The organism is Streptomyces iakyrus, from assembly GCF_000717055.1.
Lineage (GTDB): Bacteria > Actinomycetota > Actinomycetes > Streptomycetales > Streptomycetaceae > Streptomyces > Streptomyces iakyrus.
Genome location: NZ_JNXI01000007.1, coordinates 119523 through 135293 on the forward strand (window position 1 = coordinate 119523; position 15771 = coordinate 135293).

Annotated in this window: 13 protein-coding genes; 3 read left to right on the forward strand and 10 right to left on the reverse strand. The window is 70.9% G+C overall.

Going from position 1 to position 15771, the window contains the following annotated elements:
- Nucleotides 1-14 precede the first annotated feature (14 nt).
- The 10 genes from sigJ to OO68_RS13785 all read right to left on the reverse strand — a co-directional run bounded on the left by sigJ (nucleotide 15) and on the right by OO68_RS13785 (nucleotide 10688).
- Complete coding sequence (gene sigJ / locus OO68_RS13740; RefSeq protein ID WP_033308605.1) at nucleotides 15-911, reverse strand: RNA polymerase sigma factor SigJ; 897 nt, start codon at nucleotides 909-911, stop codon at nucleotides 15-17.
- A 33-nt stretch (nucleotides 912-944) separates the two neighbouring features.
- Nucleotides 945-1688 carry a PIG-L deacetylase family protein gene (locus OO68_RS13745; RefSeq protein WP_033308606.1) on the reverse strand — a complete coding sequence of 248 codons (744 nt, stop codon included), beginning with the start codon at nucleotides 1686-1688 and terminating at the stop codon, nucleotides 945-947.
- A 28-nt stretch (nucleotides 1689-1716) separates the two neighbouring features.
- Nucleotides 1717-3018: an alpha/beta fold hydrolase gene (locus OO68_RS13750; RefSeq protein ID WP_033308607.1), complete on the reverse strand. Its 1302-nt coding sequence runs from the start codon at nucleotides 3016-3018 to the stop codon at nucleotides 1717-1719.
- A 108-nt stretch (nucleotides 3019-3126) separates the two neighbouring features.
- A complete protein-coding gene (locus OO68_RS13755) occupies nucleotides 3127-4152 on the reverse strand; it encodes a LacI family DNA-binding transcriptional regulator (protein ID WP_033308608.1) in 1026 nt (341 codons plus the stop codon).
- 87 nt (nucleotides 4153-4239) lie between these two features.
- The gene (locus OO68_RS13760; protein WP_033308609.1) at nucleotides 4240-5664 is read right to left on the reverse strand and encodes a BNR repeat-containing protein; all 1425 of its coding nucleotides are present in this window, start codon (nucleotides 5662-5664) and stop codon (nucleotides 4240-4242) included.
- 16 nt (nucleotides 5665-5680) lie between these two features.
- Nucleotides 5681-6001, reverse strand: a complete 321-nt coding sequence (locus tag OO68_RS13765) for an L-rhamnose mutarotase (RefSeq protein ID WP_033308610.1) — start codon at nucleotides 5999-6001, stop codon at nucleotides 5681-5683.
- 17 nt (nucleotides 6002-6018) lie between these two features.
- Nucleotides 6019-7101, reverse strand: a complete 1083-nt coding sequence (gene rhaS, locus OO68_RS13770) for a rhamnose ABC transporter substrate-binding protein (RefSeq protein WP_033308611.1) — start codon at nucleotides 7099-7101, stop codon at nucleotides 6019-6021.
- Between the two features lie 29 nt (nucleotides 7102-7130).
- On the reverse strand, nucleotides 7131-8141 hold the full coding sequence (locus tag OO68_RS13775) for an ABC transporter permease (RefSeq protein ID WP_033308612.1): 1011 nt from the start codon (nucleotides 8139-8141) through the stop codon (nucleotides 7131-7133).
- Nucleotides 8134-9174 carry an ABC transporter permease gene (locus OO68_RS13780; protein ID WP_033308613.1) on the reverse strand — a complete coding sequence of 347 codons (1041 nt, stop codon included), beginning with the start codon at nucleotides 9172-9174 and terminating at the stop codon, nucleotides 8134-8136. The genes OO68_RS13775 and OO68_RS13780 overlap by 8 nt, the downstream gene beginning before the upstream one ends.
- Nucleotides 9171-10688 carry a sugar ABC transporter ATP-binding protein gene (locus tag OO68_RS13785; protein WP_033308614.1) on the reverse strand — a complete coding sequence of 506 codons (1518 nt, stop codon included), beginning with the start codon at nucleotides 10686-10688 and terminating at the stop codon, nucleotides 9171-9173. The genes OO68_RS13780 and OO68_RS13785 overlap by 4 nt, the downstream gene beginning before the upstream one ends.
- Nucleotides 10689-10949: 261 nt before the next feature.
- Here OO68_RS13785 and rhaI point away from each other — a divergent pair, with 261 nt between their 5' ends.
- From rhaI to OO68_RS13800, 3 genes are all read left to right on the forward strand, one after another.
- Nucleotides 10950-12110, forward strand: a complete 1161-nt coding sequence (gene rhaI / locus OO68_RS13790; RefSeq protein WP_033308615.1) for an L-rhamnose isomerase — start codon at nucleotides 10950-10952, stop codon at nucleotides 12108-12110.
- Between the two features lie 116 nt (nucleotides 12111-12226).
- Nucleotides 12227-14266, forward strand: a complete 2040-nt coding sequence (locus tag OO68_RS13795) for a bifunctional rhamnulose-1-phosphate aldolase/short-chain dehydrogenase (RefSeq protein ID WP_033308616.1) — start codon at nucleotides 12227-12229, stop codon at nucleotides 14264-14266.
- Nucleotides 14263-15723, forward strand: coding sequence for a rhamnulokinase (locus OO68_RS13800; protein ID WP_033308617.1), 1461 nt, complete (start codon nucleotides 14263-14265; stop codon nucleotides 15721-15723). The genes OO68_RS13795 and OO68_RS13800 overlap by 4 nt, the downstream gene beginning before the upstream one ends.
- The last annotated feature ends 48 nt before the right edge of the window (nucleotides 15724-15771 follow it).

A 15771-nucleotide genomic window follows, 5' to 3' on the forward strand; every position in this document is an offset into this window, starting at 1 on the left:
CGGGCGCGTTCCGGTCACACCGCCGGCCGGGGCACCTCCAGACGCTCCAGCCGCTCGGGGTCGGCCAGGATGTACATGTCCGTGATGCGGCCGTCGACGATCGTGACGCCCATGACCGACTGGACGCGGCTTTCGTTCGCGTTGACCACTCCGACCGAGCCGTTGACCAGGACCAGCTCCGCGCCCTGCGTGAACGGGGCGAACATGAGCGCCTGCTCCGCCACCGCCTTCGCGCCCTGGACGACCTTGGAGGCGGCCGCGCCCCGCACGAGCGCGCCCGAGTCGGCCCGCAGCAGGACATCCGGGTGCAGTACGGCCACCAGCGCCTCGAAGTCCCCGGCGCGCGAGGCCGCCAGGAAGGCGTCGAGCACCTGCTTCTGCCGGCCGAGGTCCGGCTCGGCCGACGGGGTGGCACCGCGCACCCGGCGCCGGGCGCGGCTCGCGAGCTGCCGGGTCGCGGCCGGGCTGCGCTCCACGATCGGCGCGATGTCGTCGAACGGCACGGCGAACATGTCGTGCAGCACGAACGTGAGCCGCTCGTCGGGCGCCAGGTTCTCCAGCACGACGAGCAGGGCCAGGCCCACGGAGTCGGCCTGGAGCACCTCCTCCGCCGGGTCGGCGACCTGCGCCAGGGGTTTGAGCACCGGGTCCGGGACGAAGGCGTCGCCCATCGGTTCCTCGCGGCGTGCGGCGCGCGAGCGCAGCAGGTCCAGGCAGATGCGGCCGGTCACGGTCGTCAGCCAGCCGCCCAGGTTCCCGATGTCGTCCGTGTCGGAGCGGCTCAGCCGCAGCCAGGTCTCCTGAACGGCGTCCTCCGCCTCGGCGAGTGAGCCCAGCATGCGGTACGCGACCGCCTTCAGATGGCCGCGGTGCTCCTCGAACCGCCCGGCCAGTTCCTCGCTGCCTGTCATGGTCTCCCCCGTCGTCTGTCGATCAGCCGCTGATCATCTGCTGAACAGTTCGAACGTCACCGCGGGCCTGCCCCCGAACCGCTCCCCCATGGCCTCGGCGTGCCCGGTCAGGAAACCGCGGACGTAGGTCTCCGGGTCCTCGTCGGTCAACACCTCGATGTAGCTGCGGTGTTCCAGCAGGGAGGCCACCGCGCGCTCCATGCCGGCCGTCGCGTCGACGGCGTGGGTGGGGGTGCTGGAGCCCGCGACCGCGACCCAGCGCACGCCGTCCCAGGGGTCGAGGCCCTGCTCGACCAGCTCGGGGAAGATCCAGCGGTTTCCGGCGTCGCCGGCCGCGTCGAGCGTGGCCCGGCCCACGGCCACGTGGTCCGGGGTGTTCCAGGCGACGCCGCCCCAGGTGTCGCGGTGGTTGAGCGTGATGACCAGCTCGGGCTTGTGCCGGCGGATGGCGGCGGCGATGTCGCGGCGCAGGGCGGTGCCGTACTCGATGACGCCGTCCGCGTGGTCGAGGAACTCCACCTCCGACACGCCGACGACCGCCGCGCTCGCCCGCTGCTCGCGCTCGCGCAGCGGCCCGCACCGCGCGGGCTCGATCGTGTCGATGCCCGCCTCGCCCCGGGTCGCGAGGACGTAGGCGACCTCGCGGCCTTCGTCGGTCCAGGCCGCGATCGCTGCGGAGCAGCCGTACTCGAGGTCGTCGGGGTGGGCCACGACCGCGAGGGCGCGCCGCCAGTCGCCCGGCATGGGCTGGAGTTGAGTGCTCGTCGGCTCCGTCATGTCGGCAGGTTAGTCCGCGGCACCGGCATCACGCCTCGTCCCGCACGAGGGCCAGCAGCCGGTCGAGGACGCGGGGGCCGCCGGTGCGGATGCCGTCGTGCTCGAACTCGTCCGTGATCCAGGTGCGCAGCCCCCGGATCGTGCGGGCGGTGCGCAGAGAGTGGGCCGTGTCGACGTACATGTCGTCGTGGTAGACGGCCGCCACGACCGGTACCTCGTTGGCGGCGAGGCGTGCCGGGTCGTACAGGGGCGTCCAGTCGGTGCGGGCGGCGAGCAGGTCGGCCGTCTCGCGCAGCGGGCGCAGGGCCGGGTCGCACTCGAACATCCAGGGGTGAATCGATTCTCCCGTGAACAGGAGGGGCTCGTCGCCCGCGAGCGCCTTGGCGGCGTCGAACTGCGGGAACTCGGCGCGGACCCGCTCGGCCGACCAGGCGGTGGGCCGGGCGTCCTGGCCGTAGATCGACTCGTGGATCAGGGCGTACAGCGGGTGGCGGGCGTAGGAGAGCATGGCCTGCGCCTGCTCCAGGAACGCGTCGGAGAGCGTGGAGCCCTGCGGGGTGCGGACGAAGGCGTTCTCCAGGAGGTAGTGCAGGCGGTGGGTGCCGTCGCCGGTGCCGAGGACGATGCCGAGGGACTGGAAGGCCTCGACGGTGAGCCGGTAGCCGTTGGCCAGGACCACGTCGTGGTGCAGCAGGTGGTCGGCGATGCGGCGGGCGCGCTCGGCATCCAGCGGGTAGCGGGCGTAGTGGGCGGTGACCTTGCGCTCGATACGCGGGAAGGCGGCCCGGTAGACGTCGTCGGCGTGGGCGTCCAGGGAGGGCAGACCGCCGGTGATCACGGCCGTCGCCAGGCCCTCGGGGGCGAGGGACAGGTAGCTGGTCACGCAGAAGCCGCCGAAGCTCTGGCCGAGGACGGTCCAGGGGGCGCCGCCGGTGACCTCGGCGCGGATGGCCTCGCAGTCGCGGACGATCGCGTCGGCGCGGAAGTGCCTGAGGTAGCCGGCCTGCTCGGCGGGACCGCCGCGCAGCGGGAGCGTCTGGCGGTTGGCGGGTGTGCTGTGGCCGGTGCCGCGCTGGTCGAGGAGGAGGACGCGGTACTCCTTCAGGGCCCTGCCGAGCCAGCCGGGCCGGCCGACGGACCGGTCCGCTCCGAAGCCGGGGCCGCCCTGGAGGTAGAGCAGCCACGGGAGGTCCTGGTGCGTCTTGTCGCTCGCGACGACCTCGCGGGCGTACAGCTCGATCGTCTCGCCGCCGGGGCGGTCGTGGTCGAGGGGGACGGTGAAGCGGCGGTCGGTGAGGACGACTCCGGGCTGGCGGTAGCTGTGGGTCAACAGGGCTCCCGGGACGGACGGATTTTCGGGCCGCGTCCCAGTTCATCACAGCGAACGTCCGCTCGTGAGCCCTTCGATCATGAAACCTTGCTGAACAGCCGTTCAGGCTCAGCGGGCGGACAGGCTGGAGCGGCGGACCACCAGCTCGGGCTGGAGGACGACCCTGCGGTGTTCGTGTGCCCGCCCCGCACCCTCCTCCTCCGTCTCCTCCAGGAGCAGGTCGGCGGCCATGGCGCCCATGGTGACGGCGGGCTGCCGCACCGAGGTGAGCGGGACGGCCGCGGCGGCGGCGAACTCGATGTCGTCGTAGCCGACGATGGCGAGGTCGTCGGGGACGCCGACACCGGCCGCGTACATGGCCTGCAGGACGCCGAGGGCGAGCAGGTCGTTGGCGCAGAACACGGCGGTGGGCCGGTCGGCGAGGCCGAGGAGGCGGGCCCCGGCGTCGCGGCCGGCGGCGACGTCCAGCCGTTCGGTGGGCAGTTCGCGCAGCGCGTCGGGCCCGAGCCCGGCCTCGGCGAGCGCTTCGAGGGCGCCGGTGCGCCGGTCGCGGACCTGGTTGAGGCCGGGCGGGCCGCTGACGTAGGCGAGGGAGCGGTGCCCGGCGTCGACGAGGTGGCGTACGGCCAGGGCGCCGCCCGCCACGTCGTCGACGGAGACGGAGCACTCGGTGGTGCCCTCGGCAACCCGGTCGACCAGGACGAACGGGATGCCGTGCCGGCGGAACGCCTCGATGTTGCGGCCGGTCGCGTCGGCGGGCGTGAGCAGCACGCCGCGCACCCGCTGCTCGGCGAAGAGCGACAGGTAATCGGCTTCCTCGCCCGGGTCCTGGGCGCTGTTGCAGACCATCACGCCGAGTCCGGCGTTGCGGGCGGCGCGCTCGGCCCCGCGCGCCACGTCGACGAAGAAGGGGTTGCCCATGTCGAGGACGAGCAGCCCCATGATGCGGCTGCGTCCGGCGCGCAGCTGGCGGGCCGACTCGCTGCGGACGTAGCCGAGCCGGTCTATCGCGGACAGCACCCGGGCCCGGGTCTCGGTCGCGACCGTGTCCGGGCGGTTGATCACGTTCGAGACCGTGCCGACGGAGACTCCGGCGACGCGGGCGACGTCCTTGATACCCACCGACTGGGCCATCGGGCAGGGACCTCCAGAGGGAGACGAGGGGGCGGCGGCCGGGGCGGCTTCACACTACCGGCACGCCGCCCCGGGAACCGGATGCGGTCAGGCGGGCAGGCGGAAGTCGGTCACGTGCAGCACCGAGGGCGTCGTACCGGTGGACTTCTCCTGGTACATGAAGGACAGCACCCCGTCCTGCGCGACCCGCGTCTCGTCGATGACGACCTCGCCGAAGGCGCCCAGGCCGCTGCCGTCGAAGAGGATCCTCCAGTCCGTGTAACCGGAGGCGGCGGAGGCTCCCGCGATCCGGCCGAAGGGGAAGACCGCGTACGCGTTGTCGTACTTGTCCAGGATCAGCTTGGTGCGCTGGCTGGAGTTCAGCGGGACCGGTATCTCGGTCTTCTGCCAGGTGCCGGAGGCGTTCCTGCGGACGTGGAAGGCACGGCCGTTCGCGGTCCGGTTCGCGACGTAGTTCGTGGTGCACTGGCCGAAGCGGCCGGGGACGTAGGAGATGATCGCGTGCGGCCGGCCCGCGGAGTCGGTGAACTGGCTCTCCTGGTTCATCAGGGAGTGGTCCGGGTTGAGCGGGTCGACGACCAGGCCGGCGTCGGTCACGGACACCTTGTCGGTGCCGCCGGTGACGCCGACGACGGTGCCGGCGTTGTTGCGCCAGGTGCGGCCCCGGTCGTCGGAGTAGACGTAGCCGGTGTCGTGGTTGGTGATGCCGCCGCTGCTGCACATGACGGCGCCGTTCTGCTCGCGCCAGGTGAAGAAGGAGTGCAGCCGGCCGTTCCGGTCGTAGTCGATGCCGTGCAGGTACATGTTGCGGGCCGTCGAGGAGCCGTGCTCGCTGGTGTACGTGCCCGTGGAGCTCGACCACTCGCCGAGGTTGGTCCACTTCGTGCCGTCGTACTCGGCGAGGGCGTTGCGGCCGTTGCCGGAGACGGCGACGCGGTAGCTCAGCTGGAGCTTGCCGTCCGGGGTGGAGACGAACTGCGGGTAGGTGAACTGCGAGGTCAGCGCCAGACCGTCGAGCGTCGACTGGGGCGTGCCGAAGCGGTTCGCGGTCCAGCTCAGGCCCCCGGGGTCGTCCATGAGCCCGGCGACCGACTTGACGTAGGTGAAGCCGTCGCTGTGGGAGTCCATGTTGAGGTGCAGGCGGCCGTCGACCTTGGAGACGCCCATGGAGATGACGTTGTGGGAGTCGTCGTAGCGCAGGGTGTGCCCGACCTTCACGGTGGACCAGGTACCGGCACCGAGGGCGCGGCGGCCGACGACGGCGTTGCGGTCGGCGGTGTACCAGACGGCGTACTGGTAGCCCTTGTAGGTCAGCAGGCCGTTCTTCTGGAACGCGTTGTTGTTGACCAGTCCGTCGTAGGACACGAAGAAGAGGGCCTGGGCGTCGAGCGTGGTGGTGCCGGTCCGGGTGACCGAGGGGCCGGGGTCGGCGGCCCGTGCCGTGCCGGAGGCGAGGGCGGGGGTCACCACTGCGCCCGCGAGGGCGGCGGCCAGCAACGTACGTCTGTGCATCTCGTGGATCCCATCGTCATGCGAGGTGGAACACTTCGGTGAGCGGTTTCATGGCCTCGTCGGGCCGGGCGCCGTCCAGCGACTCGAAGAACGGCGCCATCTCCGCCTGCCAGCGGGCGTTGACGTCGGTGGCTTCCATGGCGGCCCGGGCGGCCGCGAAGTCCTCGGTCTCCAGGTAGCCGACGAGCAGTCCGTCCTCGCGCAGGAAGAGCGAGTAGTTGTGCCAGCCGGTCTCCGAGAGCGCCTGGAGCATCTCGGGCCATACCGCGGCGTGCCGCTCGCGGTACTCGTCGAGGCGCTCCGCCCGGACCTTCAGCAGGAAGCACACGCGCTGCATCAACGACCTCCCAGGGCCTAGAAGTTGAACTGGTCGATGTTCTTGGCGTCGAACACGGTCGGCTTGCCGAGGCTGATGACGCCGTCCTTGCCGATGGTGTACTCGCCCATGGAGCCGGCCGTGAAGGTCTCGCCCTCCTTGCCGGTGATCTGCCCGGAGGACAGGGCGACGGCGGTCCGGGCGGCCAGCTCGCCGAGCTTGGCCGGGTCCCACAGCTCGAACGCATCGACGGTGCCGTTCTTGACGTACTTGCGCATGTCGTTCGGGGTGCCGAGGCCGGTCAGCTTGACCTTGCCCTTGTACTTCGAGCCCGACAGGTACTGGGCGGCGGCCTTGATGCCGACGGTGGTCGGGGAGATGATCCCCTTCAGGTCCGGGTACTCCTGGAGCAGGCCCTGGGTCTGCTGGAAGGACTGCTGGGCGTCGTCGTTGCCGTACGCGGTCTTCACCAGCTTCATGTTCTTGTACTCGGGCTTCTTCAGCTCGTCCTTCATGAAGTCGATCCAGGTGTTCTGGTTCGTCGCCGTCTGCGCGGCGGACAGGATCGCGATCTCGCCCTTGTAGCCGATCTGCTTGGCGAGCAGCTGCACCTCGGTGCGGCCCAGGTCCTCGGCGGAGGCCTGGGAGACGAAGGCGTTGCGGCAGTCGGGCGTGGTGTCGGAGTCGTAGGTGACGACCTTGATGTCGTTCTTCATCGCCTGCTTGAGGGCGGTGCACAGCGCGCCCGGGTCCTGCGCGGAGACGGCCATCGCGTCGACCTGCTGCTGGGTGAGCGTGTTGACGTAGGAGACCTGCCCGGCGGTGTCGGTCGCGCTGGACGGGCCGACCTCCTTGTAGCTGGAGCCCAGCTCCTTGAGCGCCTTCTCGCCGCCCTTGTCGGCGCTGGTGAAGTACGGGTTGTTGACCTGCTTGGGCAGGAACCCGACGGTGAGTCCCTTCTTGGTGGCCGCGTTCGGGTCGGCCTTGCCGGCGGTGGCGGCGGAGGCGCCCTCGTTCGCGACGTCCTTCTTGGTGGTGCCGCCGCAGGCGGTGAGCGCGAGCGCGAGAGAGGTGGCGGTGGCGAGGGCCGCGCAGCTGCGGCGCAGGGTTGACTTACGCATGGCGTTGGTCCTTTACGAGGAAGGGCTGGTTACGAGGTGGGAGTCGAGGCGGCTCTGCGGCCCGCCCTCGCTGTGGAGATCTGCCGCAGGACCCGGGGGCCGAGCACGGACAGAACGAGCAGGATGCCGGTGACGACGATCTGGGACTGGGCGGACACGTCCTGGAGGCTCATCACGTTCTGCAGCGCGCCGAGGAGGAACACCCCGGCGATCGCGCCGCCCAGTGTGCCCTTGCCGCCGTCGAAGTCGATGCCGCCGAGCAACACGGCGGCCACGACGGACAGTTCGAGGCCGGTGGCGTTGTCGTAGCGGGCGCTGGCGTAGTGCAGCGCCCAGAAAATCCCGGTCAGCGAGGCCATCAGACCGGTCAGCGTGAACAGGATCAGCTTCTGCCGCTTGACCCGGATCCCGGCGAACCGCGCGGCTTCCTCGCTCGCCCCGATCGCGAACAGCGACCGGCCGAACGGTGTGGCGTGCAGCGCGACCACGGCGATGGCGAGCAGCACGAGGAACGGCAGCAGCGCGTACGGGATGAACGTGTCGCCGATGCGCCCGGCCGCGAAGTCCAGGTACTGCGTCGGGAAGTCGGTCACCGCGTCGGAGCCGAGCACGATCTGCGCGATGCCCCGATAGGCGGCCAGCGTGCCGATGGTGACGGCGAGGGACGGCAGCCCCAGCCTGGTCACCAGCAGCCCGTTGACCAGCCCGCACACGACACCGAGCAGCAGGCAGATCGGGATGATCGTCTCGATGGTCATGCCCTGGTTCCACAGGGCGCCCATCACGGCGCCGGACAGACCGGCCGTGGAGGCGACCGACAGGTCGATCTCGCCGGAGACGACCAGCAGCGTCATCGGCAGGGCGATCAGCGCGATCGGCAGCGTGTTGCCGATCAGGAACGACAGGTTGAGCGCGTTGCCGAATCCGTCGACGAAGCCGAAGGAGAACAGCAGGACCACGACGAGCAGGGCGCCGACGGCGGAATCCCACCTCTTCAGGCCGGACCAGCCGGCCGCTCGGCTCGGGGAGATGTCAGCCATGGCGGGCGTTCCTCTTCTTCAGGGCGGAGGCCACGCGCAGCGCGACGATCCGGTCGACCGCGATGGCGAGGATGAGCAGGATGCCGTTGATGGCGAGCACCCAGACGGAGCTGACGCCGAGGGCGGGCAGCACGCTGTTGATCGAGGTCAGCAGCAGTGCGCCGAGGGCCGCGCCGTAGACGCTGCCGGAGCCGCCGGTGAAGACGACGCCGCCGACCACGACCGCGCTGACGACGGTCAGTTCATAGCCGTTGCCGGTGCCGGAGTCGACGTTGCCGAACCGGGCGAGGTACATCGCGCCGGCGAGTCCGGCGAGCGCGCCGCAGAAGGTGTAGGCGACGAGGATCCGCTTGCGGACGGGGATGCCGGCGAGGCGGGCGGCCTCGGGGTTGGAGCCGAGCGCGTACAGCTCGCGTCCGCCGGCGAAGTGCTTGAGGTAGTAGGCGGTGGCGATGAGCACCGCCAGCGCGATCAGCGCCAGGTACGGCACCGCGGAGATGCCGCCGGAGCCGAAGTCGACGAAGCCGCCGGGCAGATCGGCCGCGGTGATCTGACGGGAGCCGACCCAGATGGAGTCGATGCCGCGGATGATGTAGAGCGTGCCGAGGGTGACGACGAGCGCGGGCACCTGGCCGAGGCTGACGAGCAGTCCGTTGAGCAGTCCGAAGCCGATGCCGAGCAGCACGGCCAGGGCGATCGCCACGACCGCGTTGCCGCCGCCCTGGAGGTACGTACCGGCGGCGAACGCGCTGATGCCGAGCGTGGAGCCGACGGACAGGTCGACGTTGCGGGTGATGACGACGAGGGACTGGCCGGTGGCGACCAGGACCAGAATGGTCGCGTTCAGCAGCAGGTCCTTGATGCCCTGCTCGGACAGGAACTCGCTGTTGCCGGCCTGGGTGACGGCGATCATCACCAGGAAGACGAGCAGGATGGCGAGTTCGCGCATCTTGAAGACGCGGTCGACCAGCCGGGTTCCGCTCGACTTGGGCACGTCGGCCACGGGGGCCTCTTGCGGGGTGACGACCGTCATGCGGCAGCCCTCCCGGTGGCTGCGGCCATCACGGTTTCCTCGGTGGCGTCGGTGCGGGGTATCTCGGCGGTGAGGCGGCCCTCGTGCATCACCAGCACGCGGTCGGCCATGCCGAGGATCTCGGGCAGGTCGGAGGAGATCATCAGGACGGCCACGCCGTCCGCGGCCAGTTGCGACAGCAGCCGGTGCACCTCGGCCTTGGTGCCGACGTCGATGCCGCGGGTGGGCTCGTCGACGATCAGCACCTTCGGGCCGGTGGCCAGCCACTTGGCGAGCACGACCTTCTGCTGGTTGCCGCCGGAGAGCGTGTTGACGGTGTCGGCGATCCGGGCGTACTTCACCTGGAGCTTGACGGCCCAGTCGAGGGAGCGGCTGCGCTCGGCGCCGCGGTCCATGAGCCCGGCCCTCACGGTCGTGCGGAGCCCGGTGAGACCGATGTTCCGCTCGATCGACATGTCCATCACCAGGCCCTGGGCGCGCCGGTCTTCCGGGACCAGGGCGAGTCCGGCGGACATCGCGGTGGAGGGGGCACCGTTGACCAGGGCCTTGCCGTCGACGGAGACCTCGCCGGCGTCCCATCGGTCGATGCCGAACACGGCCCGGGCGACCTCGGTGCGCCCGGCGCCGACGAGTCCGGCCAGACCGACGATCTCGCCGTGCCGGACCTCGAAGGAGACGTCGGTGAACACGCCCTCGCGGGTCAGCCGGCGCACGCTCAGGGCGACCTCGCCCGGCGTCACGTCCTGCTTGGGGAACAGCTCGTCGAGGTCGCGGCCCACCATGCGGCGTACGAGGTCGTCCTCGGTCATGCCGTCCAGGGGCTCGCTGGCGATCCAGGCGCCGTCGCGCAGGGTGGTGACCCGTCGGCAGATCTCGAAGATCTCCTCCAGCCGGTGGGAGATGAACAGCACGGCGGCGCCCTGGTCGCGCAGGGTGCGCACGACGCCGAAGAGGCGGGCGACCTCGCTGCCGGTGAGGGCGGCCGTCGGCTCGTCCATGATCAGGACGCGGGCGTCGAAGGAGAGCGCCTTGGCGATCTCGACGATCTGCTGGTCGGCGATGGACAGACCGCGGGCCGGCCGGTCGGGGTCGAGTTCGACGCCGAGGCGCTCCATCAGGGCGGCCGTCGCGTTGTGGGTGGCCTTGTGGTCGATCCGGCCGAGGGCGCGGCGCGGCCGGCGGCCCATGTAGATGTTCTCGGCGATCGACAGGTCGGGGAAGAGTGTGGGCTCCTGGTAGATCACGGCGATGCCGGCGTCGCGGGCGTCGCCGGGGCCGTGGAAGGCGACGGGCGCACCGTCGAGCAGCACCTGGCCGGCGTCCGGGCGGTGCACCCCGGCGAGGGTCTTGATGAGGGTGGACTTGCCGGCACCGTTCTCACCGGCGAGTGCGTGCACCTCCCCGGGAAACAGCTCCAGGGAGACGTCCCGCAGTGCACGGACCGCGCCGAAGGACTTGGAGACGTCCTTCAGAGCGAGGACCGGGGCCGGACCCGTGGTGGACGGGTGGGTCATGAGGGCTCCTCGACAACGCCGGCGGGTCGGCCCTCTCGGCGTCGTGAAAGGTTTCAACTGGGTTGCCGGGACGTTAGGCGGGCCGCGCATGTCACGTCAATGGGTTCCGGTCGAAAAAGTTTCGAGGACAGAAGGTCACGCACGGGTCACGGGAAACCGCCTTGGCCGCAGGGGTTGACACCCCTTCGGGGGGCCCATAGCTTCGCGTCCTGAATCGTTTCATCCAGTGGTCGTCACGACCCGATGTCACAGGAGCCTGACGTGACCGAGCTCGCCGCGGCGAAGGCCGCTCTCAAGACACAGGCCGTCGAGACGCCGTCGTGGGCGTACGGGAACTCGGGCACACGGTTCAAGGTGTTCGCGCAGCAGGGTGTGCCGCGCACGCCGTTCGAGAAGCTGGACGACGCGGCGAAGGTGCACGAGTTCACGGGCGTCGCCCCGACCGTGGCCCTGCACATTCCGTGGGACAAGGTCGACGACTACGCGGCGCTGGCCAAGCATGCCGAGCAGCGGGGTGTGAGGCTCGGGGCGATCAACTCCAACACCTTCCAGGACGACGACTACAAGCTCGGGAGCATCTGCCATCCGGAGGCCTCCGTACGGCGCAAGGCCGTGGATCACCTGCTGGAGTGCGTCGACATCATGGACGCGACGGGTTCGACGGACCTCAAGCTGTGGTTCGCCGACGGGACGAACTATCCCGGGCAGGACGACATCCGGGGGCGGCAGGACCGGCTGGCCGAAGGGCTGGCGGAGGTCTACGAGCGGCTCGGCGACGGGCAGCGGATGCTGCTGGAGTACAAGTTCTTCGAGCCGGCGTTCTACACGACGGACGTGCCGGACTGGGGTACCGCCTACGCCCACTGTCTGAAGCTCGGGCCGAAGGCGCAGGTCGTGGTCGACACGGGTCATCACGCCCCGGGGACCAACATCGAGTTCATCGTGGCGACGCTGCTCCGTGAGGGGAAGCTCGGGGGGTTCGACTTCAACTCGCGGTTCTACGCGGACGACGACCTCATGGTCGGGGCGGCGGATCCGTTCCAGCTGTTCCGGATCATGTACGAGGTCGTGCGGGGCGGTGGGTTCTCGCCCGAGGTCGCGTTCATGCTCGACCAGTGCCACAACATCGAGGCGAAGATCCCGGCGATCATCCGGTCGGTGATGAACGTGCAGGAGGCCACGGCGAAGGCGCTGCTGATCGACCGCGTCGCTCTGGCCGATGCGCAGGCATCCGGTGATGTGCTCGGGGCGAATGCCGTGATCATGGACGCGTACAACACGGATGTGCGGCCGTTGCTCGCGGAGGTCCGGGGCGAGATGGGGTTGGACGCGAACCCGATCGCCGCGTACAAGGCGTCCGGGTGGGCCGAGAAGATCGTTGCCGAGCGGGTTGGCGGGCAGCAGGCGGGGTGGGGGGCGTAAGCGTCTGCCGAGAGCTGTTGTCTGCGGGGCGCAGGTTGTCTGTGATTGATCGCGCAGTTCCCCGCGCCCCTAAAAGCGAGCCCCCCCACCTCCCTCTCTCTTGAATAGGAACTGGCATGGCTGTTCATCCCGAAGCTGCCGCTCTCCTCGCCCGGTCGCACCGGCTCGGCTCCGATCCCCGGAACACGAACTACGCGGGGGGCAACGCCTCCGCCAAGGGCACCGACACCGATCCCGTCACCGGGGGTGATGTGGAGCTGATGTGGGTGAAGGGGTCCGGCGGGGATCTCGGGACGCTGACCGAGGCGGGGCTGGCCGTGTTGCGGCTGGACCGGATGCGGGCCCTGGTCGATGTCTATCCCGGTGTCGAGCGCGAGGACGAGATGGTCGCCGCGTTCGACTACTGCCTGCACGGGAAGGGCGGGGCCGCTCCGTCCATCGACACCGCGATGCATGGGCTGGTCGAAGCCGCGCACGTCGACCATCTGCACCCGGACTCGGGTATCGCGCTCGCCTGCGCCGCCGACGGGGAGAAGCTGACCGCCGAGTGCTTCGGGGACAGTGTGGTGTGGGTGCCGTGGCGGCGGCCCGGGTTCCAGCTCGGGCTGGACATCGCCGCCGTGAAGAAGGCCAACCCGCAGGCCATCGGGTGCGTGCTCGGCGGACACGGGATCACCGCCTGGGGTGACACCTCCGAGGAGTGCGAGCGCAACTCGCTGCACATCATCCGCACCGCCGAGACGTTCCTCGCCGAGCAGGGCAAGCCCGAGCCCTTCGGCCCGGTGATCGAGGGGTACGCCGCGCTGGGCGCCGCGGAGCGGCGGGAGCGGGCCGCCGCGCTCGCCCCGTACGTGCGGGCCATCGCCTCGCAGGACCGGCCCCAGGTCGGGCACTTCGACGACTCCGAGGTCGTGCTCGACTTCCTCGCGAGCGCGGAGCACCCGCGGCTCGCCGCGCTGGGGACGTCCTGCCCGGACCACTTCCTGCGCACCAAGGTCCGGCCGCTGGTGCTGGACCTGCCGCCGAGCGCGCCGCTCGACGAGGCGATCGCCCGGCTGAAGGAGCTGCACGCCGGGTACCGCGAGGAGTACGCCGCCTACTACCGGCGGCACGCGGAGCCCGACTCCCCCGCCATGCGCGGCGCCGACCCGGCGATCGTGCTGGTGCCGGGCGTGGGCATGTTCTCCTTCGGCAAGGACAAGCAGACCGCCCGGGTCGCGGGCGAGTTCTACGTCAACGCCATCAACGTGATGCGCGGGGCCGAGGCCGTCTCCGCCTATGCGCCGATCGAGGAGTCCGAGAAGTTCCGGATCGAGTACTGGGCACTGGAGGAGGCCAAGCTCCAGCGGATGCCGAAGCCCAAGGCGCTGGCGACCCGGGTGGCGCTGGTGACGGGTGCCGGGAGCGGCATCGGGAAGGCCATCGCGCACCGGCTCGTCGCCGAGGGGGCGTGTGTGGTCGTCGCCGATCTCAACACGGAGAACGCCGAGGCCGTCGCCGAGGAGCTGGGCGGGCCCGACAAGGCCGTCGCCGTGACGGTGGACGTGACGTCGGAGGAGCAGATCGCCGAGGCGTTCCGGGCGGCGGTGCTGGCCTTCGGCGGGGTGGACCTCGTCGTCAACAACGCGGGCATCTCGATCTCCAAGCCACTGCTTCAGACCTCCGCCAAGGACTGGGACCTCCAGCACGACATCATGGCGCGCGGCTCCTTCCTGGTGTCGCGGGAAGCCGCCCGGGTGATGACCGCCCAGGAGCTGGGCGGTGACATCGTCTACATCGCCTCGAAGAACGCCGTGTTCGCCGGTCCCAACAACATCGCCTACTCGGCCACCAAGGCCGACCAGGCCCACCAGGTGCGGCTGCTCGCCGCCGAGCTGGGCGAGCACGGCATCCGCGTCAACGGGGTCAACCCGGACGGGGTCGTGCGCGGGTCGGGCATCTTCGCCGGCGGGTGGGGCGCCAAACGGGCCGCCGTGTACGGGGTGGAGGAGGAGAAGCTGGGCGAGTTCTACGCCCAGCGGACCATCCTCAAGCGCGAGGTGCTCCCCGAGCATGTGGCCAACGCCGTGTTCGCGCTGACCGGCGGGGACCTCACGCACACCACCGGCCTGCACATCCCCGTCGACGCCGGCGTCGCGGCCGCCTTCCTGCGATGAGCGCCGAGAAGTCGTACGCCGCGGTCGACCTCGGCGCGTCCAGCGGGCGCGTCATGGTCGGCCGCGTGGGCCCGGACAGCCTGGAGCTCACCGAGGCGCACCGTTTCCCCAACCGGCCCGTCCGGGTGCCCGAGGGGCTGCGCTGGGACGTGCTCGGGCTGTACGCCGGAGTGCTGGACGGGCTGCGGGCGGCGGGTGCCCATTGCGGTGGACGACTCGACTCCGTCGGCATCGACAGCTGGGCCGTGGACTACGGGCTGCTGGACGCGGACGGGGCGCTGCTCGGCAACCCGGTGCACTACCGGGACCCGCGGACCGAGGGGGTCGCGGAGAAGGTGTGGGCGACCGTGCCCGCCGAGGAGCTGTACGCCGCGACCGGGTTGCAGTACGCGCCCTTCAACACCCTGTACCAGCTCACCGCCGCCCGCTCCACGGCCCAGCTCGACGGGGCCCGGCGGCTGTTGCTGATGCCGGACCTGCTGACCTACTGGCTGACCGGCGCGCAGGGCACGGAGCTGACCAACGCGTCCACGACCCAGCTGATCGACCCGCGCACTCGCGACTGGGCGTACGACGTCGCCTCCCGGCTCGGCATCGACCTGGACCTGTTCGCGCCGCTGCGGCAGCCCGGCGATCCGGCGGGGCTGCTGCGCGGCGAGGTGCTGGAGGAGACCGGGCTCGCCGGTCCCGTGCCGGTGACGGCCGTCGGGTCGCACGACACCGCCTCCGCGGTCGCCGCCGTACCCGCCTCGGGCGAGCGGTTCGCCTACATCTGCACCGGCACTTGGTCGCTGGCCGGTCTGGAGCTGGACGCGCCGGTGCTGACCGAGGAGAGCAGGGCGGCCAACTTCACCAACGAGCTGGGGCTGGACGGCACGGTCCGCTACCTGCGCAACATCATGGGGCTGTGGCTGCTCCAGGAGTGCGTACGGGCCTGGGGCGACCCGGACCTGGGCGCGCTGCTGCTGGAGGCATCGAAGGCTCCGGCGCTGCGGTCGGTCGTGGACGCGGGGGACGCGGCGTTCCTCGCGCCGGGGCGGATGCCGGAGCGGATCGCCGAGGCGTGCCGGCTTTCGGGGCAGCCGGTGCCCGAGTCGCCGGCCGAGGTGACGCGCTGCATCCTCGACTCCCTCGCCCTCGCTCACCGCAAGGCCGTCCAGGACGCCCAGCGGCTGGCCGGACACGCGGTGGACGTCGTGCACGTGGTCGGCGGCGGCACGCGCAACGCCCTGCTGTGCCAGCTGACCGCCGACGCGTGCGGGCTGCCGGTGGTGGCCGGGCCGACCGAGGCCGCCGCGCTCGGGAACGTCCTGGTGCAGGCGCGGGCGCACGGGCTGGTCGGCGACCTGGCCGGGATGCGTCGGCTGCTGGTGAACACGCAGCCGCTCACCCGGTACGAGCCCCGGGGCGGGACCGAGCGGTGGCAGGCCGCGCAGGCCCGGCTCGCCCGGGACTGACGGGGTCTCCCCCGCGTCCTGCCCCCGGACTACGCTTCACTCATCCGA